Origin of the sequence: Klebsiella sp. X13 (assembly GCF_003323835.1) — a bacterium.
Lineage (GTDB): Bacteria > Pseudomonadota > Gammaproteobacteria > Enterobacterales > Enterobacteriaceae > Klebsiella > Klebsiella ornithinolytica.
This window is the reverse complement of record NZ_CP030874.1, coordinates 5,175,006-5,198,580: the sequence shown is the minus strand read 5'-3', so window position 1 is coordinate 5,198,580 and position 23,575 is coordinate 5,175,006. Positions and strand designations below refer to the sequence as shown.

At 56.1% G+C, this 23,575-nt stretch carries 24 protein-coding genes; 18 read left to right on the top strand and 6 right to left on the bottom strand.

All coding sequences use genetic code 11. From position 1 onward, the window contains the following. Positions 1 to 162: 162 nt before the first annotated feature. A complete protein-coding gene (locus DSD31_RS24810; RefSeq protein ID WP_004869612.1) occupies positions 163 to 1,065 on the top strand; it encodes an endonuclease/exonuclease/phosphatase family protein in 903 nt (300 codons plus the stop codon). 57 nt (positions 1,066 to 1,122) lie between these two features. Here DSD31_RS24810 and rarD read toward each other — a convergent pair whose 3' ends face one another. Together rarD and yigI are read right to left on the bottom strand one after the other, a co-directional pair. Continuing rightward, positions 1,123 to 2,016: an EamA family transporter RarD gene (rarD, locus tag DSD31_RS24805; RefSeq protein ID WP_004869614.1), complete on the bottom strand. Its 894-nt coding sequence runs from the start codon at positions 2,014 to 2,016 to the stop codon at positions 1,123 to 1,125. Positions 2,017 to 2,065: 49 nt separating this feature from the next. Continuing rightward, positions 2,066 to 2,530 carry an acyl-CoA thioesterase YigI gene (gene yigI, locus DSD31_RS24800; RefSeq protein ID WP_004869617.1) on the bottom strand — a complete coding sequence of 155 codons (465 nt, stop codon included), beginning with the start codon at positions 2,528 to 2,530 and terminating at the stop codon, positions 2,066 to 2,068. A 155-nt stretch (positions 2,531 to 2,685) separates the two neighbouring features. On the opposite strand from yigI, the gene pldA reads away from it, so the two are divergent. The 3 genes from pldA (at position 2,686) to rhtC (ending at position 6,157) form a co-directional block, all read left to right on the top strand. Further along, a complete protein-coding gene (gene pldA, locus DSD31_RS24795; RefSeq protein ID WP_004869621.1) occupies positions 2,686 to 3,558 on the top strand; it encodes a phospholipase A in 873 nt (290 codons plus the stop codon). 67 nt (positions 3,559 to 3,625) lie between these two features. Beyond that, positions 3,626 to 5,452: an ATP-dependent DNA helicase RecQ gene (gene recQ / locus DSD31_RS24790; protein ID WP_004869624.1), complete on the top strand. Its 1,827-nt coding sequence runs from the start codon at positions 3,626 to 3,628 to the stop codon at positions 5,450 to 5,452. Positions 5,453 to 5,536: 84 nt separating this feature from the next. Then, complete coding sequence (gene rhtC, locus DSD31_RS24785) at positions 5,537 to 6,157, top strand: threonine export protein RhtC (protein ID WP_015585398.1); 621 nt, start codon at positions 5,537 to 5,539, stop codon at positions 6,155 to 6,157. A 45-nt stretch (positions 6,158 to 6,202) separates the two neighbouring features. Here rhtC and rhtB read toward each other — a convergent pair whose 3' ends face one another. Beyond that, positions 6,203 to 6,823: a homoserine/homoserine lactone efflux protein gene (rhtB, locus tag DSD31_RS24780; protein ID WP_004869632.1), complete on the bottom strand. Its 621-nt coding sequence runs from the start codon at positions 6,821 to 6,823 to the stop codon at positions 6,203 to 6,205. A 109-nt stretch (positions 6,824 to 6,932) separates the two neighbouring features. On the opposite strand from rhtB, the gene pldB reads away from it, so the two are divergent. The 3 genes from pldB (at position 6,933) to DSD31_RS24765 (ending at position 9,758) form a co-directional block, all read left to right on the top strand. Continuing rightward, entirely contained in the window at positions 6,933 to 7,955 is a 1,023-nt protein-coding gene (gene pldB / locus DSD31_RS24775) for a lysophospholipase L2 (protein WP_004869634.1), read from the top strand. Between the two features lie 14 nt (positions 7,956 to 7,969). Then, entirely contained in the window at positions 7,970 to 8,770 is an 801-nt protein-coding gene (gene yigL / locus DSD31_RS24770; RefSeq protein WP_015585397.1) for a sugar/pyridoxal phosphate phosphatase YigL, read from the top strand. Positions 8,771 to 8,858: 88 nt separating this feature from the next. Further along, positions 8,859 to 9,758: a carboxylate/amino acid/amine transporter gene (locus DSD31_RS24765; RefSeq protein WP_004869640.1), complete on the top strand. Its 900-nt coding sequence runs from the start codon at positions 8,859 to 8,861 to the stop codon at positions 9,756 to 9,758. Here the strand turns inward: DSD31_RS24765 and metR are convergent. Further along, positions 9,646 to 10,599: an HTH-type transcriptional regulator MetR gene (metR, locus tag DSD31_RS24760; protein ID WP_004869643.1), complete on the bottom strand. Its 954-nt coding sequence runs from the start codon at positions 10,597 to 10,599 to the stop codon at positions 9,646 to 9,648. The genes DSD31_RS24765 and metR overlap by 113 nt on opposite strands. Before the next feature lie 231 nt (positions 10,600 to 10,830). Between metR and metE the strand changes: the two genes are divergently transcribed. Beyond that, complete coding sequence (gene metE / locus DSD31_RS24755) at positions 10,831 to 13,092, top strand: 5-methyltetrahydropteroyltriglutamate--homocysteine S-methyltransferase (RefSeq protein WP_048024900.1); 2,262 nt, start codon at positions 10,831 to 10,833, stop codon at positions 13,090 to 13,092. Positions 13,093 to 13,253: 161 nt separating this feature from the next. Then, positions 13,254 to 13,943: a transporter substrate-binding domain-containing protein gene (locus tag DSD31_RS24750; RefSeq protein ID WP_113991359.1), complete on the top strand. Its 690-nt coding sequence runs from the start codon at positions 13,254 to 13,256 to the stop codon at positions 13,941 to 13,943. Between the two features lie 4 nt (positions 13,944 to 13,947). On the opposite strand, the gene DSD31_RS24745 is transcribed toward DSD31_RS24750, so the two are convergent. Further along, positions 13,948 to 14,760, bottom strand: a complete 813-nt coding sequence (locus DSD31_RS24745; RefSeq protein ID WP_004869653.1) for a dienelactone hydrolase family protein — start codon at positions 14,758 to 14,760, stop codon at positions 13,948 to 13,950. Between the two features lie 266 nt (positions 14,761 to 15,026). Here DSD31_RS24745 and udp point away from each other — a divergent pair, with 266 nt between their 5' ends. The 9 genes from udp to tatD all read left to right on the top strand — a co-directional run bounded on the left by udp (position 15,027) and on the right by tatD (position 22,987). Continuing rightward, the gene (gene udp / locus DSD31_RS24740) at positions 15,027 to 15,788 is read left to right on the top strand and encodes a uridine phosphorylase (protein WP_004869655.1); all 762 of its coding nucleotides are present in this window, start codon (positions 15,027 to 15,029) and stop codon (positions 15,786 to 15,788) included. 139 nt (positions 15,789 to 15,927) lie between these two features. Then, positions 15,928 to 17,376, top strand: a complete 1,449-nt coding sequence (gene rmuC, locus DSD31_RS24735; protein WP_004869657.1) for a DNA recombination protein RmuC — start codon at positions 15,928 to 15,930, stop codon at positions 17,374 to 17,376. A gap of 66 nt (positions 17,377 to 17,442) precedes the next feature. Then, positions 17,443 to 18,198 (top strand): bifunctional demethylmenaquinone methyltransferase/2-methoxy-6-polyprenyl-1,4-benzoquinol methylase UbiE, encoded by a 756-nt coding sequence (gene ubiE / locus DSD31_RS24730; protein ID WP_004869660.1) that lies wholly within the window; start codon positions 17,443 to 17,445, stop codon positions 18,196 to 18,198. Between the two features lie 13 nt (positions 18,199 to 18,211). Beyond that, positions 18,212 to 18,817 carry a ubiquinone biosynthesis protein UbiJ gene (gene ubiJ / locus DSD31_RS24725; protein ID WP_004869663.1) on the top strand — a complete coding sequence of 202 codons (606 nt, stop codon included), beginning with the start codon at positions 18,212 to 18,214 and terminating at the stop codon, positions 18,815 to 18,817. Next, complete coding sequence (gene ubiB, locus DSD31_RS24720) at positions 18,814 to 20,454, top strand: ubiquinone biosynthesis regulatory protein kinase UbiB (protein WP_004869667.1); 1,641 nt, start codon at positions 18,814 to 18,816, stop codon at positions 20,452 to 20,454. Before ubiJ ends, ubiB begins: the two co-directional genes overlap by 4 nt. Positions 20,455 to 20,585: 131 nt before the next feature. Then, on the top strand, positions 20,586 to 20,837 hold the full coding sequence (gene tatA, locus DSD31_RS24715) for a Sec-independent protein translocase subunit TatA (protein WP_004869668.1): 252 nt from the start codon (positions 20,586 to 20,588) through the stop codon (positions 20,835 to 20,837). A 3-nt stretch (positions 20,838 to 20,840) separates the two neighbouring features. Continuing rightward, on the top strand, positions 20,841 to 21,389 hold the full coding sequence (gene tatB / locus DSD31_RS24710) for a Sec-independent protein translocase protein TatB (RefSeq protein WP_004869670.1): 549 nt from the start codon (positions 20,841 to 20,843) through the stop codon (positions 21,387 to 21,389). A gap of 2 nt (positions 21,390 to 21,391) precedes the next feature. Continuing rightward, the gene (gene tatC / locus DSD31_RS24705) at positions 21,392 to 22,165 is read left to right on the top strand and encodes a Sec-independent protein translocase subunit TatC (protein WP_004869672.1); all 774 of its coding nucleotides are present in this window, start codon (positions 21,392 to 21,394) and stop codon (positions 22,163 to 22,165) included. Between the two features lie 27 nt (positions 22,166 to 22,192). Beyond that, complete coding sequence (gene tatD, locus DSD31_RS24700; protein ID WP_162786337.1) at positions 22,193 to 22,987, top strand: 3'-5' ssDNA/RNA exonuclease TatD; 795 nt, start codon at positions 22,193 to 22,195, stop codon at positions 22,985 to 22,987. An 8-nt stretch (positions 22,988 to 22,995) separates the two neighbouring features. Here the strand turns inward: tatD and rfaH are convergent, their stop codons facing one another. Beyond that, positions 22,996 to 23,484, bottom strand: coding sequence for a transcription/translation regulatory transformer protein RfaH (rfaH, locus tag DSD31_RS24695; RefSeq protein ID WP_004869678.1), 489 nt, complete (start codon positions 23,482 to 23,484; stop codon positions 22,996 to 22,998). Between the last annotated feature and the right edge of the window lie 91 nt (positions 23,485 to 23,575).

The window sequence follows — 23,575 nt, the reverse complement described above, 5'->3', positions numbered from 1 at the left end:
TGCCTTTATGGCTGCCATCGCGGTGGCCACCGGAAATATGCTTTTATTATCGCCGCCGCTTAATTCTCTGCGCACCAGAAGTGTGGGCCGTGTATCACAAAAAGGGGGTGGGATAATTGTTACCATCGCAATATTCCCGGTAAAAAAAGGCGAAATTTTACAATGAAAAGTATCTTTACATTAACATTTCTGGCTCTTGCCTGCCTCTCTGTCAATGCACAAGCTGTTGAAAAACTTGCAGGTAATGAAATTCTCGCGGTTCAAAAAGGCGGCGTTGCGGATAAAGTCTATGCCGAGAATTATCCTCAGCTGAAGATTGCGACCTATAACATCGGCAAGAATGAAGCTTCCGATAACGTTGCGGATTTTACTTCACTCAATTTAGCGATTAAGAACATTGGCGCCGATATTATTGCGGTTCCGGAAGTCGATAATAAAACCGCCAGAAGCCAAAAAATCGATCAGCTCAAAACCATCGCGGACGCTAACGGCTACCACTATGCCTTCGGCAAAGCGCTGGAGTTCGACGGCGGAGAGTACGGTGTCGGTATTCTGTCTAAATATAAAATTGAGCACACTCAGGTTATTAAACTGCCGTCAGGGGATGCCGAGCAGCGAATAGCGCTATTGGCGCAAATCGCCGTTCCCGGCTTTGATAGCCCGGTGCTGGTGATGGTGACCCATCTCGACTGGCAAAAAGATCCGACGATGCGCATTGAGCAGGTCCGCCATCTTCTGGACGTGAGCATCGGCGATGCCCCATCGGACTTCAAAGATATCGCCTCATCAATCAAAATTCTCGCGGGTGATTTTAACTCCACGCACGATGAGCAGCCGCTAAAAGAGGTCGGTTATTTCTTTAACCCCGTGGCGAAGCAGGGGACGGATTACCGCACCTGGCCTGCGGTTAACCCGGCAATAGATATTGACCATATTTTCACCTTCAAAGGGCAAAAATGGAATGTGAAAAACATCGAGGTGCCGCACAACTCACCGGCCTTTAACTGGTCATCCGCCAGCGATCATTTACCCCTGATTGCCGAACTGGAGCTCACCGAGCAGTAAAATAACGCACCTGCCTCTACGCACGAGAGGCAGGTGCGTGATGTGGAGGTAGTGGCGTTATGCCCGACGCAGCCGGCGCTGGGTATACAGCGCATCGACGATAAACACCGCCAGCGCTACCCAGATAAAGGCGAAGGTCACCATCTTATCTGCCCCCGGCACTTCCCCGTAAAATACGACCGCCAGCAGGAACATCAGCGTCGGACCAATATACTGGAAGAATCCCAGCGTGGAGAGACGCAGGCGGGTGGCGGCCCCGGTAAAGCACAGCAGAGGAATCGTGGTGACAACGCCCGCCGCCATCAGCAGCAGGTTCAGCGACCACGGGTTCTCTCCCATATGGCTGGTTGGGCTGTCGGCGATGGCAAACAGGTATACGGCGGCGACCGGCAGGAGCCACAGGGTTTCAACTAACATTCCGGTTTGCGCATCCACGGCGATCTTTTTACGCAGCAGCCCGTAAAAGGCAAAGCTGAAGGCCAGCCCAAGGCCGATAACCGGCAGCGAACCAAAGGTCCACAGCTGTACCAGCACACCGCACACGGCCAGCAGCACCGCCAGCCACTGCATGCGGCGAAAACGCTCGCCGAGGAAAATCATCCCCAGCACAATATTCACCAGCGGGTTAATGAAGTAGCCGAGACTGGCCTCCAGCATGTGGTGGTTATTCACCGCCCAGATGAAGAGCAGCCAGTTACCGCCAATCAGCACCGCCGACAGCGCCAGCAGGAAAATCTTGCGCGGCATATGCAGCAGTTTTTTCACCTGCGGCCACTGGTGGCTGAGGCTGATTAACGCCAGCATAAAAAAGAATGACCAGATCACGCGATGCGTCAGGATTTCATCGGCGGGAACATAGTAGATAAGTTTGAAGTAGGCAGGTGCGATGCCCCAGATAAAATAGGCGGCAAGAGCCAGCATCACCCCCAGCCGCGTTTGTTTTGCATCCATCGGTAAAATCCGTTACGCCAAAACAACGATGTTACTTTATTTACCGCGATCAACCCACCATATACGTCGCCGTGGCGCTGGCGATATAGACCCGATCTTCGTTATGCAACTCCACGCGGGCGACCGCGACCTTATTCCCGGCACGCAACAGGCTGCTGGTGGCGGTAAAGTGCTCGCCGCGCCCAGGGCGCAGATAATCAACGCGCAGATCGATGGTCCCCATCCGCGACAGCCGCTGGCGTAACTCTTCTTCATTAATGGTGTCATGCCGGGTCAGCGTACTGCCCACGCACACCAGCCCTGCGGCCACATCCAGCGCGGAGGCGATGACCCCGCCATGCAGAATACTTTGCGCCCAGTTGCCAACCATCATAGGCTGGTTTTTAAAGCTGAGCTGAGCAAACTCTTTTTCGTAACGCTCCAGCTTCAGTCCTAAGGCGCGATTAAAAGGCATGTGGTAGACAAAGATTTCTCCCACCAGCTTAAGGGCGGCTTCGGCTGTGAGTTCAGACATGACGATTGTATCCATTCGTTAATGAAATGTTGATTTTATGCTTCTAAAACGGTGATTTCCACTTTCAGAACGGATAACCGGGCGGGGAGCCCGTAAACAGGTAGAATGATGCCGGGTAAAACAGAAATAATAATCACTCATTCAGGAGAACAGTAATGCGTATCTCTTTGGCCTGGCTGTTAGCGCTGAGCGCGCTTCCGGCTGGCGTTTTGGCGCAGGATGCGCCGGTTAGTCATCCTGTTCATGATACCCCTGCGGTACGCGGTAGCATTATCGCTAACCTGTTACAGGACCATGATAATCCTTTCTTGCTGTATCCCTACGAGAGCAACTACCTGCTCTATACGTGGAGTAGCGATATCAACAAGGAAGCGATCTCCAGCTATGACTGGGCGGAAAATGCCCGCAAGGACGAAGTGAAATTCCAGCTCAGTCTGGCGTTTCCGCTGTGGCGAGGGATCCTCGGCGAGAACTCGCTGCTCGGGGCTTCCTATACGCAGAAGTCCTGGTGGCAGCTCTCCAACAGCAAAGAGTCCGCGCCGTTTCGTGAAACCAACTATGAACCGCAGCTGTTCCTGGGTTTTGCGACGGATTACCAGCTTGCCGGCTGGACGTTGCGTGATGTCGAAATGGGTTACAACCACGATTCTAACGGCCGCTCGGATCCCACTTCCCGCAGCTGGAACCGCCTGTATGCCCGCCTGATGGCGCAAAATGGCAACTGGCTGGTGGAGGTGAAGCCCTGGTACGTTGTCGGGAGCACCAACGATAATCCGGATATCACGAAATATATGGGCTATTACCGCCTGAAGGTTGGTTATCAACTCGGTGACGCTATCCTGAGCGCCCAGGGGCAATATAACTGGAACAGCGGTTATGGCGGCGCAGAGCTCGGCGTCAGCTATCCGATCACCCGCCACGTGCGTTTCTACACCCAGGTCTACAGCGGTTATGGCGAGTCGCTCATTGATTATAACTTTAACCAGACCCGGGTTGGCGTCGGTGTGACGCTCAACGATCTGTTTTAATCGTTGCACTCTGGCTCACTGGCGCTGAAAATAGCGCCTGTTTTCTTTTCAGGCAGACGGGGTCAACGTGGCGCAGGCGGAAGTATTGAATCAAACATTGCTGGCAAAGCAGGTTTTACAGGAAACCTTCGGCTACCAGCAGTTTCGCCCAGGCCAGGAAACCATTATCGATACGGCGCTGGGCGGGCGTGACTGCCTGGTCGTAATGCCCACCGGCGGCGGCAAATCGCTGTGCTATCAGGTGCCCGCGCTGGTGCTGGGCGGCCTGACGGTGGTGGTATCGCCGCTGATCTCGCTGATGAAAGATCAGGTCGACCAGCTGCTGGCGAACGGCGTGGCCGCTGCCTGTCTTAACTCGACCCAGAGCCGCGAACAGCAGCAGGAAGTCATGGCCGGCTGTCGCAGTGGGCAGATTCGCCTGCTGTATATCGCCCCCGAACGCTTGATGCTGGATAACTTCCTTGAGCATCTCAGCCACTGGAACCTGGCAATGGTGGCGGTGGATGAAGCGCACTGTATTTCCCAGTGGGGACATGATTTCCGGCCGGAATATGCTGCCCTGGGCCAGCTGCGCCAGCGCGTGCCGCAGATCCCGTTTATGGCGCTCACCGCCACCGCCGATGACACCACCCGCCGCGATATCGTTCGCCTGCTGGGGTTGAATGACCCGCTGATTCAGGTCAGCAGCTTCGACCGCCCGAACATCCGCTACATGCTGATGGAGAAGTTTAAACCGCTCGATCAGCTGATGCGCTACGTGCAGGACCAGCGCGGCAAATCGGGCATTATCTACTGCAACAGCCGTTCGAAAGTGGAAGATACCGCCGCTCGACTGCAAAGCCGTGGAATCAGCGCGGCCGCCTACCATGCCGGGCTGGAGAACGACGTTCGTGCGGATGTGCAGGAGAAATTTCAGCGCGACGATCTGCAAATCGTGGTGGCCACGGTAGCTTTCGGCATGGGGATCAATAAACCCAACGTCCGCTTCGTGGTGCACTTCGACATTCCCCGTAATATTGAATCCTACTATCAGGAAACCGGTCGCGCCGGTCGCGATGGCCTGCCGGCGGAAGCGATGCTGTTTTACGATCCGGCCGATATGGCGTGGTTGCGTCGCTGTCTGGAGGAGAAACCCGCCGGGCCGCTGCAGGATATTGAACGCCATAAGCTGAACGCGATGGGCGCTTTTGCCGAAGCGCAAACCTGCCGCCGTCTGGTACTGCTGAACTATTTTGGCGAAGGGCGCCAGGAAGCATGCGGCAACTGTGATATCTGCCTCGATCCGCCGAAGCAGTACGACGGATTAATGGATGCGCGTAAGGCGCTCTCGACCATTTACCGCGTGAATCAGCGCTTTGGCATGGGCTATGTGGTGGAGGTGCTGCGCGGGGCGAATAATCAGCGTATCCGCGAAATGGCGCATGACAAGCTGCCGGTATACGGCATCGGTCGCGAACAGAGCCATGAACACTGGGTGAGCGTGATTCGTCAGCTGATTCATCTTGGCCTGGTCACGCAAAACATCGCCCAGCATTCGGCGCTGCAGCTGACCGAAGCCGCGCGTCCCGTGCTGCGTGGCGAGGTTCCGCTGCAGCTCGCCGTTCCGCGTATCGTGGCGCTGAAGCCGAAGGCGATGCAAAAATCCTTCGGCGGCAATTACGACCGCAAGCTGTTCGCCAAGCTGCGCAAGCTGCGTAAAGCGATTGCCGATGAAGAAAATATCCCGCCGTACGTTGTATTTAACGATGCGACGCTGATCGAAATGGCGGAGCAGTCGCCGATAACCGCCGGCGAGATGCTGAGCGTGAACGGCGTGGGAACGCGAAAACTGGAGCGTTTCGGGAAAGAGTTTATGGCGCTGATCCGCGCGCACATTGATGGTGAAGATGAGTAGTCAGCCGGACGAAAAAGTGTCAGGATAGTTTCGGTCTTCACTATATTCCTGCGATCCAAATTGCCGATAGATTAGGGTTCAATCATGCTGATGCTTTTCCTCACCGTCGCGCTGGTGCATATCATTGCGCTGATGAGTCCAGGTCCGGACTTTTTCTTTGTTTCTCAGACCGCCGTTAGCCGTTCTCGTAAAGAGGCATTGATGGGCGTGCTGGGGATTACCTGTGGCGTCATGGTCTGGGCGGGCGTCGCGCTGCTTGGCCTGCACCTGATTATCGAAAAAATGGCCTGGCTGCACACCATTATTATGGTCGGCGGCGGCTTATACCTGTGCTGGATGGGCTATCAGATGCTGCGCGGTGCGCTGAAGAAAAGCGATGCGCCGGCGCCGGAGCCGCAGGTCGAGCTGGCCCGCAGTGGCCGTAGCTTCCTGAAAGGGCTGCTGACCAACCTCGCTAACCCGAAGGCGATTATCTATTTTGGTTCCGTCTTCTCACTCTTTGTCGGCGATAACGTCGGCACGGGCGAGCGCTGGGGGATTTTCCTGCTGATCGTTCTGGAAACGCTGGCCTGGTTTACCGTCGTGGCCAGCCTGTTTGCCTTACCGGCTATGCGTCGTGGTTACCAGCGGATGGCAAAATGGATCGACGGCATTGCCGGAACGCTGTTCGCCGGTTTCGGTATTCATCTGATCATTTCGCGCTAAGCGCTGGTTTTCCCGGTTTGCTGAAGGCAAACCGGGGTTCTCGCCTCAGGCATGGCGTGCGGAAGCCAACAGCGCGCCCACCAGCATAAACAACGATCCGAAGACTTTGTTCAACGCCTTCATCTGTTTCGGTCCTTTAATCCATGCCGCAATACGCTGCGCCAGCGTCGCGTAGCCAATCATCACGATGATATCCACCGCAATCGTGGTAACGCCGAGAACCAGATACTGCATGACCTGCGGCTGATGCGGCACGATAAACTGCGGGAACAGGGCCGCCAGAAAGACAATGCTTTTCGGGTTGGTCAGGTTGACGAAAACCGCGCGCTGGAACAGTTTTCCACGCGTTTGCGCCTTTGCCAGGGTATTGAGATTGAGCGATCCCGCCGCGCGCCATTGCTGAATACCCAGCCAGATAAGATAGGCCGCCCCGGCCCACTTCAGCACCTCGAAGGCCAGCACCGAGCGGGAAAACAGCGTTCCCAGGCCGATACCAACAAGGACGATATGAATCGCCAGTCCGGTTTGTAATCCGGCAATCGAGGCGGCCGCGCCGCGGTAGCCGTGGTTGATCGAGGTCGTCATGGTATTAATGGCCCCGGAACCTGGCGACAGGCTGAGGATAATGGATGTCAGCAGATAGGCGAACCACCACTCGAACGTCATGAGAAACTCCCTGGTTGTCTGTTTTTATGCCACAATACGCTATTGCGTAAGCATTGTGTGATGCGCGCTAAAAAAACGATTTTCAGTGGTTAACAGGGGTGTAAGCCCGATGTTTCGGCAGCAAAAGGATTGGGATACACGAGAAAACGCGTTTGCGGCTTTTACGATGGGGCCACTTACCGATTTCTGGCATCAGCGGGAAGAGGCGGAATTCAGGGGCGTTGATGATGTCCCGGTCCGTTTTGTTCGCTTTTGCGCCAAAGAAAACGATCGGGTCGTGGTCATCTGTCCGGGGCGTATTGAAAGCTATGTGAAATACGCCGAGCTGGCTTACGATCTGTTCCACAGCGGTTTCGACGTGATGATTATCGACCATCGCGGCCAGGGGCGTTCCGGGCGAATATTGACCGACAGCCATCGCGGCCACGTGGTGCGCTTTAGCGATTATGTTGACGATCTGGCTGCGCTCTGGCAGCAGGAAGTTGCTCCCGGCCACTGGCGAAAAAGGTTTATCCTCGCCCATTCGATGGGGGGCGCCATTGCGACGCTGTTTTTGCAGCGTCACCAGCAGCATTGCGACGCTATTGCGCTGTGCGCGCCTATGTTCGGTATCGTCATGCGTTTCCCGGACTGGATGGTACGCCATATTCTCGATTGGGCTGAGGGCCATCAGCGCATTCGTGAAGAGTATGCGCTGGGTACCGGTCGCTGGCGGGCGCTGCCCTTTTCGGTCAACGTGCTGACGCACAGTCGCCAACGCTATCGTCGTAATCTGCGCTTCTATGCCGATGAACCACAGCTGCGCGTCGGCGGGCCAACCTACCACTGGGTGCGTGAGGGGATCCTCGCAGGTGAAGAGGCGCTGGCGGGCGTAGAGAAAGACACCACTCCCACATTGTTATTGCAGGCAGAAGAAGAACGCGTAGTCGATAACCGCATGCACGAACGCTACTGCGAACTCCGTGCCGCGGCAGGTCGGCCCTGCGAAGGTAATAAGCCGCTTGTTATAGAAGGGGCATACCATGAGATCCTTTTTGAAAAGGACGCCATGCGCTCAGTCGCGCTGAATGCCATCGTCGATTTTTTCAGTCGACACAATGAATCCGACGAAAACGCTCGTCGCCCTGCTTAGAGGTTAAAATTTTTATGTACCAGGTTGTTGCGTCTGACTTAGATGGCACGCTGCTTTCTCCCGATCACTACTTAACTCCCTACGCAAAAGAGACGCTGCAGCTGCTGACCGCGCGCGGGATCGATTTTGTCTTTGCCACCGGTCGTCATTACATCGATGTCGGTCAGATTCGCGATAATCTCGGCATCCGGTCCTACATGATCACCTCCAACGGCGCGCGCGTGCACGACGGCGAGGGGAAACAGATCTTTGCCCATAACCTTGACCGCGACATTGCGGCCGATCTGTTTGAAATGATGCGCAATGACCCGAAAGTGGTGACCAACGTCTACCGCGAAGATGAGTGGTATATGAACCGCCACCGCCCGGAAGAGATGCGTTTTTTCAAAGAGGCCGTCTTCAACTATAAGCTCTACGAAGCGGGCGAGCTTGATCCGCAGGGGATCAGCAAAGTGTTTTTCACCTGCGAGGATCATGAGCATCTGCTGCCGCTGGAGCAGGCGATCAACGCCCGCTGGGGCGATCGCGTGAACGTCAGCTTCTCCACGCTGACCTGTCTGGAAGTGATGGCCGGTGGCGTGTCGAAGGGGCATGCGCTGGAAGCGGTCGCCAAAATGCTGGGCTATCGCCTGAAAGACTGCATCGCTTTTGGTGATGGCATGAACGACGCAGAAATGCTGTCGATGGCGGGAAAAGGCTGCATTATGCAGAATGCTCACCAGCGGCTGAAAGACCTGCATCCGGATCTGGAAGTGATCGGCAGCAACGCTGACGATGCGGTGCCGCACTATCTGCGTAAGCTCTATCTCGCCTGATAAAGATTGACGACTGTTTGTTTATTGCTCAGTCGTCAACCTGACTCTCCGCTACAATGAGTGCTCTTCTTCCTGAGAGACATTCATTGTGGCGCTACTGATTATTACCACTATCCTGTGGGCTTTTTCCTTTAGCCTGATAGGCGAATACCTGGCTGGCAGCGTCGATAGCTACTTTTCCGTGCTAATGCGCGTGGGGCTGGCGGCACTGGTGTTTCTGCCGTTTCTGCGTACCCGCGGGCAATCGCCGCGTACTATCGTGCTCTACATGCTGGTCGGCGCCATGCAGCTTGGCATCATGTACCTGCTGGCATTCCGCGCCTATGTGTACCTGACGGTGTCTGAATTCCTGCTGTTTACCGTCTTTACGCCGCTTTATATCACGCTGATTTACGATCTGCTCAGCGGACGCAAGCTCCGCTGGGGATATCTGCTGAGCGCGGGGCTGGCGGTGCTGGGCGCGGCCATTATTCGCTATGACAAAGTGAGCGATCATTTCTGGACGGGGCTGCTGCTGGTTCAGCTGTCGAACCTTAGCTTTGCTATCGGAATGGTGGGCTATAAGCGGCTGATGGAGCTACGTCCTATGCCGCAGCACAACGCGTTTGCGTGGTTCTATATGGGGGCTTTCCTGGTGGCAGTGGCGGCCTGGTTTATGCTGGGCAATCCGCAGAGGCTGCCAACCACAACCCTACAGTGGGGGGTCCTGGTCTGGCTGGGCGTGGCAGCGTCGGGGCTGGGGTACTTTATGTGGAACTACGGGGCTACGCAGGTGGATGCCGGAACGCTGGGCATTATGAATAACGTGCATGTCCCCGCCGGGCTGCTGGTTAACCTTGCCATCTGGCAAGAACAGCCCCACTGGCCGAGCTTTATTACAGGAGCTCTGGTGATCCTGGCCTCACTGTGGGTCCATCGCCGTTGGGTCGCTCCGCACTCCGGACAAACGGCAAATGATCGCAAGCGTGATTCCGCGCTGAGCGAATAAACGCTTCGGTGACCGGCTGGCGCTGCTCGCCGTCGCGTACCGCGGCGTACAGTCGGCTCCACAGTCCTTCGCCCAGGGTTTTGGTGACGACCAGACCCTGGCGCTCAAAACTTTCCACCACCCAGTGCGGCAGGGCGGCGATGCCCATCCGCGCGGCGACCATCTGAATTAACAGCAGGGTATTGTCGACGCTTTTGAGCTGCGGGCTGATGCCGGCCGGCTGCAGGAAGTGGCGCCAGATATCCAGGCGACCGCGCTGAACCGGATAAATCAGCAGCAGTTCCGATGCCAGATCTTCCGGCGAGATGCGCGTTTTCGCTGCCAGCGGATGCTCCGGCGCCAGCACCAGGCGAACTTCAAAATCGAACATAGGCGAATAGTGCAGGCCGCTACGCGGCAGGATATCGGAGGTCATGACCAGGTCCAGCTCGCTTTGCTGCAGAGCTGGCTGCGGGTCAAAGGTTACGCCGGACTGAAAATCCACTTCGACATGCGGCCAGCGGGCGCGGAAACTCTCCAGCGCCGGGGTCAACCACTGTATACAGCTATGACACTCGATAGCGATGCGCAGACGGGTTTGCTGCGGCTCGTGGCAGTCCTGCAGCGCGCGGCTGATTTGCGGCAGAACCTGGTTTGCCAGCTGGAGCAGGATCTCCCCCTGTGGGGTGAAGCGCAGAGGCTGACTTTTACGCACAAACAAGCGGAAGCCAAGGCGTTGTTCCAGATCGCTGAACTGGTGAGACAGGGCGGACTGAGTTTGATGCAGAGCTGCCGCAGCGCCTGCCAGCGACCCGCTATTCCGCAACGCCTGTAGCGTTTTCAGGTGTTTTATTTCGATCATGAAAGTCCTTCACTTCGGCATGAATAATTTGCGCTTGAGGAATATACAGTAACCGCCAATTATGGATGTGTAAACATCTGGACGTCTAAATCCTTTATCTTTCGAATTTATGGTGCGTTGGCCGCACTTCCTCACCCCGGTCACTTACTTCAGTAAGCTCCTGGGAATGAGCAAGTTTGCCGCCTTCCCTGAATCCGAAATCTTTCGGATTGCAATCATGAGGCTCAAAAAATGACAATTATTAATCACACCCTCGGTTTCCCTCGCGTTGGTCTACGTCGCGAGCTGAAAAAAGCGCAAGAGAGCTACTGGGCGGGTAACTCAACCCGCGAAGAACTGCTGGCGGTGGGCCGCGAGCTGCGCGCCCGTCACTGGGAGCAGCAGAAGCAGGCGGGCGTTGACCTGCTGCCGGTGGGTGATTTCGCCTGGTACGACCATGTTCTGACTACCAGCCTGCTACTGGGTAACGTGCCGGCTCGTCATCAGAACAAAGATGGCTCGGTTGATATCGATACCCTGTTCCGCATTGGCCGCGGCCGTGCGCCGACCGGCGAACCGGCGGCAGCGGCAGAAATGACCAAATGGTTTAACACCAACTATCACTACATGGTGCCAGAGTTTGTGAAAGGGCAGTCGTTCAAACTGACCTGGACCCAGCTGCTGGATGAAGTGGACGAAGCGCTGGCGCTTGGTCATAAGGTTAAACCCGTCCTGTTGGGGCCGGTCACTTATCTGTGGCTGGGCAAAGTCAAAGGCGAACAGTTTGACCGTTTGAGCCTGCTGAAGGATATCCTGCCGGTTTACCAGCAGGTGCTGGCAGAGCTGGCAAAACGCGGCATCGAGTGGGTACAGATTGACGAGCCGGCTCTGGTGCTGGAACTGCCGCAGGCGTGGCTGGAGGCGTTCAAACCGGCGTATGACGCGCTCGCAGGTCAGGTTAAGCTGCTGCTGACCACCTACTTTGAAGGCATCACCGCCAACCTCGACACCATCACCGCGCTGCCGGTGCAGGGTCTGCACGTTGACCTGGTTCACGGTAAAGATGATGCGGCCGATCTGCACCGGCGTCTGCCAGCCGACTGGCTGCTCTCTGCGGGCCTGATCAACGGCCGTAACGTCTGGCGCGCCGATCTGACGGAGAAGTATGCGCAAATTAAAGACATCGTCGGCCAGCGTGCGCTGTGGATCGCGACCTCATGCTCCCTGCTGCACAGCCCGATCGACCTGAGCGTGGAAACCCGTCTCGATGCGGAAGTGAAAAGCTGGTTCGCTTTTGCCCTGCAGAAATGTACCGAGCTGGCCCTGCTGCGCGATGCGCTGAATAGCGGCGAGACCGCAAAACTGGTTGAATGGAGCGCGCCGATTCAGGCTCGCCGTCACTCTACCCGCGTACATAATGCGGCGGTAGAAAAACGTCTGGCGGCCATTACCGCTCAGGACAGCCAGCGCAACAGCCCATATGCTGAACGCGCCAGGGCGCAGCGTACGCGCTTCAATCTACCGGCGTGGCCGACCACGACCATCGGCTCTTTTCCACAGACTACCGAGATCCGTGGCCTGCGTCTGGACTTCAAAAAAGGCAATCTCGATGCCAACCACTATCGCACCGGTATTGCGGAGCATATCAAGCAGGCGATTGTTGAGCAGGAACGTTTAGGGCTAGATGTTCTGGTTCACGGCGAAGCCGAGCGTAACGACATGGTGGAGTACTTCGGTGAGCACCTCGACGGGTTCATCTTCACGCAAAACGGTTGGGTACAGAGCTACGGCTCCCGCTGCGTGAAGCCGCCGGTGGTCATCGGGGATGTCAGTCGCCCGGAAGCAATCACCGTTGAGTGGGCGAAGTTTGCCCAGTCGCTGACCGACAAGCCGGTGAAAGGCATGCTGACCGGTCCGGTGACGATTCTTTGCTGGTCATTCCCGCGTGAAGACGTCAGTCGCGAAACCATCGCCAAACAGATTGCGCTGGCGCTGCGTGACGAAGTGGCGGATCTGGAGGCGGCCGGTATCGGCATCATCCAGATTGATGAGCCGGCGCTGCGTGAAGGACTGCCGCTCAAGCGTAGCGACTGGGATGCTTATCTGCAGTGGGGCGTGGAAGCCTTCCGGATCAATGCCGCGGTGGCGCGGGATGATACTCAGATCCACACCCATATGTGCTACTGCGAGTTCAACGACATCATGGATTCGATTGCCGCGCTGGATGCGGACGTGATCACCATTGAAACCTCGCGTTCTGACATGGAGCTGCTGGAGTCGTTTGAAGAGTTCGAATACCCGAACGAAATCGGACCGGGCGTGTATGACATCCATTCGCCGAACGTTCCGAGCGTGGAGTGGATTGAAGCACTGCTGGAGAAAGCGGCGCAGCGTATCCCGGCAGAGCGTCTGTGGGTCAACCCGGACTGTGGCCTGAAAACTCGCGGCTGGCCGGAAACCCGCGCCGCGCTGGCTAACATGGTGAAAGCCGCGCAGAATCTGCGTCAGGCATAACTCCGTTAACCCTCGTCCCGGAGGAGGCCCAGGCCTCCTCTTCTTTTCTCTTTTTCTTTTCTCTTTCGTGCTGGCAAATGTCCCGTCTAACCTGCGGAGTGCCTGCGGCTGGGCTACGCTTAGCTGCACTGAGCAAGCACAGACATTTCCGGGGGAGAATGATGACCAGGCTCGACGATCCGCAGCGGTCCTTATGTTTTGCTATTAATCTGGGGAACCCGGTTCTCGCCACGTTATTGCCGGATAATACCCCGGGTGGCATCACCGCTGAGTTAGCCAAAAAACTGGCCGCGGAATGCGGTTGCGAGGCGCGATTTGTGACCTGGCCGACGGCCGGGAAAGTGGTTGATGTAGCTTTGCTGGACCAGTGGGATATTGCTTTCCTGGCGATTGATCCCGCTCGTGAAGACAAACTGTGCTTCACCCCGCCGTATGTCACGATTGAAAGTTCAGTGCTGGTCAGAAACGACATCGATATTCACTCCGTACAAGCGATGGATCGCCCGGGAGTAACGATTAACGTCGGGAGAGGGGCGGCCTATGAACTGTATCTGATTCGAACGCTACGCCATGCGGTGATGCAGCAGTACGCTACCTCCCAGGAGGCGATCCGCGCGTTTATCGCCGGGGAAGGGGAGATGGTTGCCGGGATCCGTCAGCCGCTTGCCAGCGTGGCGCGGGAATATCCCCAGTTTCGCCTCCTGCCTGATAGTTTCAGCCAGATACAGCAAGCGATTTGCGTTCCCCGAAACCGGCTACAGCACTATGAATTTGTCTGTGGTTGTCTGGCGGCATGGAAGAGTGACGGAACGATCGCCGATATGATTAACCGCCATATCGGCAACCGATAGCGGCTTACGCGCGCTTCCCGCCATACTGCGCAAACCATGCCAGCATACGCTGCCAGCCGTCTTTGGCCGATTCTTCATGATAGCTGGCGCGATAATCGGCGTTAAAGGCGTGATCGGCTTCCGGGTAGACGATGATCTCCGCTTTGGCGTTGGCCGCGCGAAGCGCGTGACGCATGGTTTCCACCGTATCCTGCGGAATGCTGGCGTCTTTGCCACCGTACAACCCCAGCACCGGCGCGTTGAGATCAACGGCGATATCCACCGGATATTTCGCTGAGTTCAGGGTTTTCTGCCCGACCAGCTTCCCGTACCAGGCGACGGCGGCTTTCAGCTGCGGGTTATGGGCGGCATAAAGCCAGGTAATGCGTCCACCCCAGCAGAAGCCGGTGATCAGCAGACGATGAGCATCGCCTCCGTGGCGTGCGGCCCAGCTGGCGACATGGTCGAGGTCGGCCAGCACCTGCGCATCCGGCACTTTGCTGACCAGCTCCTGGAACAGGGTGGGGATATCGGTATAGTCATTCGGATCGCCCTGGCGGAAGTAGAGCTCTGGTGCGATAGCCAGATATCCCTCCTGCGCCAGACGGCGGCAAATGTCGCGGATATGTTCATGGACGCCGAAAATTTCCTGAACAACGATAACGACCGGCAGCAGGCCATCGGCGTTCTTCGGACGAGCATGATAGGCCGGCATATTCTCTCCCTGAGTGGGGATCGACGTTTCGCCTGTGATGATGCTCTCCTCCGAGGTATGAACGGCGGTAGAAGCGTGCGGCGTGGCTGCAGGCGCAAAGCCAGGTTGCTTGGTTGTGGTCATGGTATTCTCCGTACCCTTATTTATTAGCGCATCGATAACTATAGACGCTATCGACCGGACGTTAACAAAGCACAGTGCCTGAAACAGGCTATCTTTTGTTCAGACACGATGAATATAACTTGTTAATGTGATGTTTATCACTTTTTGATGGAAAATCATTGCAATGATTTTTGTTCATGGTGATTTTTGTCACAAAACTAAGCGGGTAGCTTCTGTAAAGTACCGTTTTGCTTCTGCTGATAATTCGACCCACAGAGGAGTTTTTTATGTCTAAGTCTGATGTTTTTCATCTCGGCCTCACCAAAAACGATTTACAAGGGGCTACGCTGGCTATCGTCCCTGGCGATCCGGAGCGTGTGGAAAAGATCGCCGCGCTGATGGATAAGCCGGTCAAGCTGGCATCTCACCGCGAATTTACCTCCTGGCGTGCCGAACTGGATGGCAAGTCGGTCATTGTCTGCTCTACCGGTATCGGCGGCCCGTCAACGTCCATCGCCGTTGAAGAACTGGCGCAGCTGGGGATTCGTACCTTCCTGCGTATCGGCACCACCGGCGCTATCCAGCCACACATTAACGTCGGTGACGTGCTGGTTACCACCGCATCCGTACGTCTCGATGGCGCGAGTCTGCACTTTGCGCCGATGGAATACCCGGCCGTGGCTGACTTTGCCTGCACCACTGCGCTGGTTGAAGCGGCCAAATCGATCGGCGCGACCACCCATATCGGCGTGACCGCATCATCTGACACCTTCTACCCGGGCCAGGAGCGCTACGACACCTTCTCCGGTCGCGTGGTCAGCCGTTTTAAAGGTTCTATGGAAGAGTGGCAGTCAATGGGGGTCATGAACTACGAGATGGAGTCTGCGACTCTGCTGACCATGTGTGCCAGCCAGGGGCTGCGTGCCGGGATGGTTGCCGGGGTTATCGTCAACCGTACCCAGCAGGAAATTCCGAACGCGGAAACCATGAAGCAAACCGAAAGCCACGCGGTAAAAATCGTCGTCGAAGCGGCTCGCCGTCTGCTGTAATTCCTCGCCTCTCCACCCAGGGCCGGATCTTCCGGCCTTTCTTTTTTGCGCTGCGCCTCGCAGGAAATCTCTTTTAAACTGGACGTTTGTACAGCACAATTCTATTTTTGTGCCGTAAGTTGTTGCCGCAGGGGGCGTTGTGGATATCTCGATTGTGATAAGTGCCATCGTGGCGCTGGCCGTAGGGCTGGTCGCAGGGTGGCTGGCGACCAAAGCCAAAGCTGACCAAATTCGCGCCGACCTTATCGAGGAGCGCCGTGAACTGGATATCGAGCTCAGCGCCGCGCGCCAGCAGCTGGTGCAGGAGGCCCACTGGCGCGATGAATGTGAGTTGCTGAATAACGAACTGCGCAGCCTGCGTGATATCAATAGCTCTCTGGAGGCCGATCTCCGCGAAGTCACCACCCGCCTTGAATCTACCCGGATCCACGCCGAGGATAAAATCCGCCAGATGGTGAACAGCGAACAGCGTCTGAGCGAGCAGTTTGAAAACCTGGCAAACCGCATTTTCGAACACAGCAACCGGCGCGTCGATGAGCAGAACCGGCAGAGTTTACATGGCCTGCTGACGCCGCTGCGTGAACAGCTGGACGGTTTCCGCCGCCAGGTGCAGGACAGTTTTGGCCAGGAGGCGCGTGAGCGGCATACGCTGGCCCATGAGATCCGCAATCTGCAGCAGCTGAACGCGCAGATGGCGCAGGAGGCGTTGAACCTGACCCGGGCGTTGAAAGGGGATAACAAAACGCAGGGTAACTGGGGAGAGGTGGTGCTAACCCGCGTGCTGGAAGCTTCCGGGCTACGCGAAGGGTATGAATACCAGACCCAGGTCAGCATCGAAACAGAAGGTCGTTCGCGCATGCAGCCCGATGTCATCGTTCGCCTGCCGCAGGGGAAAGACGTGGTCATTGATGCCAAAATGACGCTGGTGGCCTACGAACGCTATTTCAATGCCGAAGATGACTACACCCGCGAGGCGGCGCTGCAGGAGCATATCGCCTCGGTGCGTAACCATATTCGCCTGCTCGGACGTAAAGATTATCAACAGCTGCCGGGCCTGCGCTCGCTCGACTATGTGCTGATGTTTATTCCCGTGGAGCCGGCTTTCCTGCTGGCTATCGACCGCCAGCCTGAACTTATCAGCGAAGCGCTGAAGAACAACATTATGCTGGTCAGTCCGACGACGCTGCTGGTGGCGCTGCGGACGATTGCCAATCTCTGGCGTTATGAACATCAAAGCCGCAATGCGCAGAAAATCGCTGAGCGCGCAGGTCGTCTGTACGACAAAATGCGACTGTTCGTTGATGATATGTCCGCCATCGGGCAGAGCCTGGATAAAGCCCAGGATAACTATCGCCAGGCGATGAAAAAGCTTGCTTCCGGGCGCGGAAATCTGCTGGTGCAGGCAGAAGCGTTCCGCGGTCTTGGCGTTGAAGTGAAGCGCGGGATTAATCCTGATTTAGTCGATCAGGCAACGGCTCAGGATGACGAATATCGTTCTGAAGAAGACGAAAAAGCGCTTGAAGATAACGAATTTACCTCCGATCCGGCCGATGAGACGATGTCCGGCGAGTCCTCTATGCCGCGTTGAACCGTATGGGAAATGCGCTGAATCTGTTACACTCGGCGAACATTTTCTTGATAAGCAGGCATTGAGATGGTTGAGGATTCACAAGAAACGACGCACTTTGGTTTTCAGACGGTAGCCAAAGAGCAGAAGGCGGACATGGTGGCACATGTATTCCATTCTGTGGCCGCAAAATATGATGTTATGAATGATCTGATGTCGTTCGGTATTCATCGTTTGTGGAAGCGTTTCACCATCGATTGCAGCGGCGTACGCCGTGGACAGACCGTTCTGGACCTGGCCGGCGGTACCGGCGACCTGACGGCGAAGTTCTCTCGCCTGGTGGGTGAAACGGGGCGCGTCATGCTGGCAGATATCAACGACTCTATGCTGAAAATGGGGCGCGAAAAGCTGCGCAACATCGGCATCGTCGGCAACGTTGAATACGTTCAGGCTAACGCAGAAGCGCTGCCGTTTGCCGACAACACTTTTGACTGCATCACGATTTCATTTGGCCTGCGTAACGTCACCGATAAAGAAAAGGCGCTGCGTTCAATGTATCGCGTCCTGAAGCCGGGCGGTCGTCTGCTGGTGCTCGAGTTCTCGAAACCGATTATTGAGCCGCTCAGCAAAGCCTATGATGCCTACTCCTTCCACGTGCTGCCGCGCGTAGGGGAACTGGTTGCCAAAGACGGTGAAAGCTATCGCTACCTGGCGGAATCTATTCGTATGCACCCGAATCAGGACACCCTGAAAGCCATGATGCAGGACGCCGGTTTTGAAAACGTCGACTACTACAACCTGACGGCTGGTATCGTTGCGTTGCACCGCGGTTATAAGTTCTGACAGGAGGGATCGCATGCCTTTCAAACCACTGGTTACCGCTGGCATTGAAACCGCCCTCAATACCTTTCTCTGGCGCGACAAAGCGTTAAAACCTGCTCGCCAGCGTCTGCTGGGGAAGGTGCTGCGCGTTGAGCTGAAGGAGCTGTCGACGCCGGTTGTGCTGGTCTTCAGCGAGCGTCAGGTGGATGTGCTGGGGACCTGGGAAGGCGATGCCGACTGTACCGTCATTACTCGTCTCAGCGTGCTGCCACAGCTGCGCAACCGTCAACAGCTCACGGCGCTTATTCGCAGCGGTGATCTGGAAGTGCAGGGCGACCTGCAGGTGGTGCAGAACACGGTGGCGCTATGTGACCTGGCGGAATTCGATCCGGCTGAGCTGCTGGCGCCTTACACCGGCGATATCGTTGCAGAAGGGGTCAGTAAGGTCTTTCGCTCCGGAGCTCGTTTTCTGCTGCACGGCGCTCAGCGTCAGCAGCGGTATGTCGCTGAAGCGCTGACCGAAGAGTGGCGTATGGCGCCTGGGCCGCTGGAAATGGCCTGGTTTGGCGAAGAGACCGCGGCTGTGGAACGCGCGCTTTCCGCACTGGAAAAACGGCTGGAAACGCTGGAGGGCAAATGACGCCAGGAGAATTACGGCGCCTGTATCTTATTATCCGCACCTTTTTGAGCTATGGGCTTGATGAGCTCATTCCCAAAATGCGTATCACGCTGCCGCTGCGTATCGGGCGGCGGATGCTGTTCTGGATGCCGAATCGTCATAAAAACCAACCTCTCGGCGAACGTCTGCGCCTTGCGCTGCAGGAGCTGGGGCCGGTGTGGATCAAGTTCGGCCAGATGCTCTCCACCCGCCGCGATCTGTTCCCGCCGCAAATCGCCGATCAGCTCGCGCTGCTGCAGGATCGCGTAGCGCCCTTCGATGGCCGGTTGGCAAAACAGCAGATCGAACAGGCGATGGGCGGTCTTCCCGTAGAGGCCTGGTTTGACGATTTCTCGATTGAACCGCTGGCATCGGCCTCTATTGCGCAGGTCCATACCGCACGGCTGAAAGAAAACGGTAAAGAGGTCGTTATCAAAGTGATCCGCCCGGATATCGTGCCGGTGATTAAAGCGGACATGAAGCTTATCTATCGTCTCGCGCGCTGGGTGCCGCGTTTACTGCCCGACGGTCGCCGCCTGCGCCCGCAGGAAGTGGTTCGCGAATACGAAAAAACGCTGCTGGATGAACTTAACCTGCTGCGTGAATCGGCGAACGCCATTCAGCTGCGGCGCAACTTTGAAGACAGCCCGATGCTATATGTACCGGAGGTCTACTCCGATTACTGTAGCGAAAACATGATGGTCATGGAGCGGATTTACGGGATCCCGGTTTCCGACGTGGAGGCGCTGGAAGCGCAGGGCACGAACATGAAGCTGCTGGCGGAACGCGGCGTGCAGGTCTTTTTCACCCAGGTGTTCCGCGACAGCTTTTTCCACGCAGACATGCATCCAGGCAATATTTTTGTTAGCTACGACCATCCGGAGAACCCCCAGTACATCGGGATCGACTGCGGTATCGTGGGGTCGCTGAACAAAGAAGATAAGCGCTACCTGGCGGAAAACTTCATTGCGTTCTTCAACCGCGATTATCGTAAAGTCGCCGAGCTGCACGTAGATTCAGGCTGGGTTCCTGCGGATACCAATGTTGAAGAGTTCGAGTTTGCTATTCGCACCGTCTGCGAGCCGATCTTCGAGAAGCCGCTGGCTGAGATCTCGTTTGGTCATGTGCTGCTGAACCTGTTTAACACCGCCCGGCGCTTCAATATGGAAGTGCAGCCGCAGCTGGTATTACTGCAGAAGACATTACTTTACGTAGAAGGGGTAGGCCGCCAGCTCTATCCTCAGTTAGACTTGTGGAAAACGGCGAAACCTTTCCTTGAGTCGTGGATTAAAGATCAGGTCGGCATTCCGGCGCTGGTGCGTGCGTTTAAAGAAAAAGCGCCGTTCTGGATCGAAAGAATGCCGGAAATACCTGAGCTGGTGTACCAGACTTTGCAGCAAAGCAAACAGCTGCAGACCAGCGTGGATACCATCGTGCGCGACTTCCAGGTGCGACATGTTCGTCAGGGGCAGTCCCGTTATCTGTTTGGTATAGGCGCGGTTCTGTTACTGAGTGGTACGCTGTTATTTATCCACCGCCCGGAATGGGGCATGATGCCAGGCTGGCTGATGGCCGCTGGCGCGGTGTCCTGGCTGATTGGCTGGCGGAAAACGCACTGATGGGAAGCGCCTTTATCACCGCGCATTCGTTGTTGCGCGAAGTCATACGAGCGGCCTGACAAAGAGGCGGCTTGTGGGATGACGTGTATAATGCGTCCTAATAATTCATCATCTGTCATAGAGGAATGTGTATGGGTGGTATCAGTATTTGGCAGTTATTAATTGTTGTCGTCATTGTGGTTCTGCTTTTCGGGACGAAAAAGCTGAGCTCGCTGGGGTCAGATTTGGGTGCATCGATTAAAGGCTTTAAAAAGGCCATGAGCGATGATGAAAAACCTGAAAAGTCTGCTCCGGATGCAGATTTCACGGCGAAATCGATCGCCGATAAGCCGGATGATGCGAAAAAAGACGAGACAAAACGCCACGACAAAGAGCAGGTGTAATTCGTGTTCGATATCGGTTTTAGTGAACTACTGCTGGTGTTCGTTATTGGCCTCATTGTTCTGGGGCCACAGCGATTGCCTGTAGCGGTAAAAACGGTGGCCAGCTGGATTCGTACGCTACGATCGCTGGCGGCCACCGTACAAAATGAGATCACTCAGGAACTAAAACTGCAGGAGTTCCAGGAAAGCCTGAAGAAAGTGGAAAAGGCGAGCCTGGATAACCTGACGCCGGAGCTGAAAGCGTCGATGGATGAGCTGCGTGAAGCCGCTGAATCTATGAAACGTTCTTATACCGCCCACGATCCTGAGAAAGCGAGCGACGAAGCGAACACGATTCATAACCCGGTAGTGAAGGGCAGTGAAGCGCAGCGCCAGGACATTACGCCGGCGACGGCTGAACATCAGGCCAGCGCGCCCGTTCACGCTCCAGCCGCGGAAGAGAGCGTGGCGTCAGAGCAGCCGGCTGCGCAGCCTGACCCTCTCCCGGTCGCCAAAGAAAAAGTTGCCGTGACAGCTTCCGATTCCTCCCCTGCATCGAGTGATAAACCGTAAAAATGGGCGTAGAAGATACTCAACCGCTAATTTCGCATTTGATTGAGCTGCGCAAGCGCCTGATCAATAGCATCATCGCGATACTGGTCATTTTTCTGGCGTTAGTGTACTTCGCCAACGACATCTATCAGCTGGTTTCCGCACCGCTTATCCGGCAGATGCCGGTGGGTGCAACGATGATCGCCACCGACGTGGCTTCCCCTTTCTTTACGCCGATCAAACTGACCTTCATGGTTTCGGTGATTCTGTCGGTGCCGGTTATTCTTTACCAGGTCTGGGCGTTTGTTGCCCCGGCGCTGTATAAACATGAGCGTCGGCTGGTTATGCCGCTGCTGGTTTCCAGTACGCTGCTGTTCTATATCGGTATGGCGTTTGCCTACTTTGTCGTTTTCCCGCTGGCGTTTGGTTTCCTGACCCACGCGGCGCCGGAGGGCGTGCAGGTCTCGACGGATATTCGCAGCTATCTCGATTTCGTCATGGCGCTGTTTATCGCCTTTGGCGTTTCGTTTGAAGTGCCGGTTGCGATCGTGCTGCTGTGCTGGATGGGCGTCACGACCCCGGAAGATTTGCGTAAGAAGCGGCCGTACGTGCTGGTGGGAGCATTCGTCGTCGGCATGCTGCTGACGCCGCCGGATGTCTTCTCGCAAACGCTGCTGGCGATTCCGATGTACTGCTTGTTTGAGATCGGGGTTTTCTTTGCGCGTTTCTATACCGGAAAACGTCTGACGCGTGACGAGGATGCCGCCGCTGAAGAAGCGGGGAGCAAAGAAGAGTAACCAGCCGCCCGTCAGGGCGGTTGTCATATTGGAGAAGCGATGTTTGATATCGGCGTCAATCTGACCAGTCCACAGTTTTCCCGCGATCGCGATGAGGTCGTGGCCCGCGCTCAGGCGGCGGGCGTGACCGGCATGCTGTTCACCGGGACTAACCTGCATGAAAGCGAGCAGGCCCGGCAGCTGGCACATCGCTATACCCGCTGCTGGTCAACCGCCGGCGTGCATCCGCATGACAGCAGCAGCTGGACGGCAGCGGTGGCCGACTCCATCTTTCAGCTGGCGCGCCAGCCGGAGGTCGTCGCTATCGGCGAATGTGGGCTGGACTTCAACCGCAACTTTTCTACCCCTCAGGAGCAAGAGGCCGCCTTCAGCGCACAGCTGGCGCTTGCAACCGAGCTGTCTATGCCGGTTTTTTTGCACTGCCGCGATGCCCATGAACGTTTTCTGACGCTCCTGACGCCCTGGCTGGATAAACTGCCTGGTGCGGTGCTGCACTGCTTTACCGGAACCCGCGAAGAAATGCGTGCCTGTGTGAACCACGGTTTGTATATTGGCATTACAGGCTGGGTCTGCGACGAGCGACGCGGACTGGAGCTGCGCGCGCTGTTGCCGGATATCCCGGCAGAACGCCTGTTGATTGAAACGGATGCCCCGTATCTGCTGCCCCGCGACCTTAGCCCGAAGCCCGCTTCCCGGCGCAATGAACCGGTATATCTGCCGCATATTCTGGCCAGTATTGCGGGATGGCGCGGGGAGGAGGCTCAGCGGCTGGAAGAGATCGCTGACACGAATGTCAGAACGCTCTTTGGCATCCGTTTTTAAGCGTACCGTCAGATTTTATGAAAGTCGGTATTTTTGATGCTTTGCAGTACCTGTTTGTTAAGCAGATTCAGCAGCAGCATGGAGCGCGCTTCACCATCCGGTTCGCTAAAGATAGCCTGCAGGCCTTCAAACGCGCCGTCGGTAATCAAGACGAAGTCACCTTCGTGCGGCGTTTCCGGGTCGGTGATGCCTTCCGGCTTATAGATAGAGAGCTGGTGAATGACCGCGGACGGTACCGTGGCTGGCTGGGCGCCAAAGCGCACGAAGTTATTCACACCTCGCGTGGCGCTGATAGTTGTAGTGTGGATAATTTCCGGATCGAATTCGACAAACAGGTAATTGGGGAACAAAGGTTCACTGACCGTAGTGCGTTTGCCGCGGATGATTTTTTCCAGTGCGATCGTCGGCATCAGGCAATTCACTGCCTGTCGTTCGAGGTGTTCCTGGGCGCGCTGAAGCTGCCCACGTTTGCAATACAGTAAATACCAGGCTTGCATAATAACTCTTTCCACTCTATTAGCTGCAAGCATAACAAAAGCCTGGGGCGATCGCGAAAGCCAATATAAGTGAAATCAAAAATTCTATGTT

What these genes read in the sequence shown, in the direction of transcription:
- metE (WP_048024900.1), top strand. Translation starts at nt 10,831, where the DNA reads ATGACAATTATTAATCACACCCTCGGTTTCCCTCGCGTTGGTCTACGT.
- udp (WP_004869655.1), top strand. Translation starts at nt 15,027, where the DNA reads ATGTCTAAGTCTGATGTTTTTCATCTCGGCCTCACCAAAAACGATTTA.
- tatC (WP_004869672.1), top strand. Translation starts at nt 21,392, where the DNA reads ATGGGCGTAGAAGATACTCAACCGCTAATTTCGCATTTGATTGAGCTG.
- DSD31_RS24745 (WP_004869653.1), bottom strand. Translation starts at nt 14,760, where the DNA reads ATGACCACAACCAAGCAACCTGGCTTTGCGCCTGCAGCCACGCCGCAC.
- rarD (WP_004869614.1), bottom strand. Translation starts at nt 2,016, where the DNA reads ATGGATGCAAAACAAACGCGGCTGGGGGTGATGCTGGCTCTTGCCGCC.
- ubiB (WP_004869667.1), top strand. Translation starts at nt 18,814, where the DNA reads ATGACGCCAGGAGAATTACGGCGCCTGTATCTTATTATCCGCACCTTT.
- rfaH (WP_004869678.1), bottom strand. Translation starts at nt 23,484, where the DNA reads ATGCAAGCCTGGTATTTACTGTATTGCAAACGTGGGCAGCTTCAGCGC.
- DSD31_RS24750 (WP_113991359.1), top strand. Translation starts at nt 13,254, where the DNA reads ATGACCAGGCTCGACGATCCGCAGCGGTCCTTATGTTTTGCTATTAAT.
- tatA (WP_004869668.1), top strand. Translation starts at nt 20,586, where the DNA reads ATGGGTGGTATCAGTATTTGGCAGTTATTAATTGTTGTCGTCATTGTG.
- pldB (WP_004869634.1), top strand. Translation starts at nt 6,933, where the DNA reads ATGTTTCGGCAGCAAAAGGATTGGGATACACGAGAAAACGCGTTTGCG.
- DSD31_RS24810 (WP_004869612.1), top strand. Translation starts at nt 163, where the DNA reads ATGAAAAGTATCTTTACATTAACATTTCTGGCTCTTGCCTGCCTCTCT.
- pldA (WP_004869621.1), top strand. Translation starts at nt 2,686, where the DNA reads ATGCGTATCTCTTTGGCCTGGCTGTTAGCGCTGAGCGCGCTTCCGGCT.
- ubiJ (WP_004869663.1), top strand. Translation starts at nt 18,212, where the DNA reads ATGCCTTTCAAACCACTGGTTACCGCTGGCATTGAAACCGCCCTCAAT.
- yigI (WP_004869617.1), bottom strand. Translation starts at nt 2,530, where the DNA reads ATGTCTGAACTCACAGCCGAAGCCGCCCTTAAGCTGGTGGGAGAAATC.
- metR (WP_004869643.1), bottom strand. Translation starts at nt 10,599, where the DNA reads ATGATCGAAATAAAACACCTGAAAACGCTACAGGCGTTGCGGAATAGC.
- ubiE (WP_004869660.1), top strand. Translation starts at nt 17,443, where the DNA reads ATGGTTGAGGATTCACAAGAAACGACGCACTTTGGTTTTCAGACGGTA.
- rhtC (WP_015585398.1), top strand. Translation starts at nt 5,537, where the DNA reads ATGCTGATGCTTTTCCTCACCGTCGCGCTGGTGCATATCATTGCGCTG.
- rhtB (WP_004869632.1), bottom strand. Translation starts at nt 6,823, where the DNA reads ATGACGTTCGAGTGGTGGTTCGCCTATCTGCTGACATCCATTATCCTC.
- yigL (WP_015585397.1), top strand. Translation starts at nt 7,970, where the DNA reads ATGTACCAGGTTGTTGCGTCTGACTTAGATGGCACGCTGCTTTCTCCC.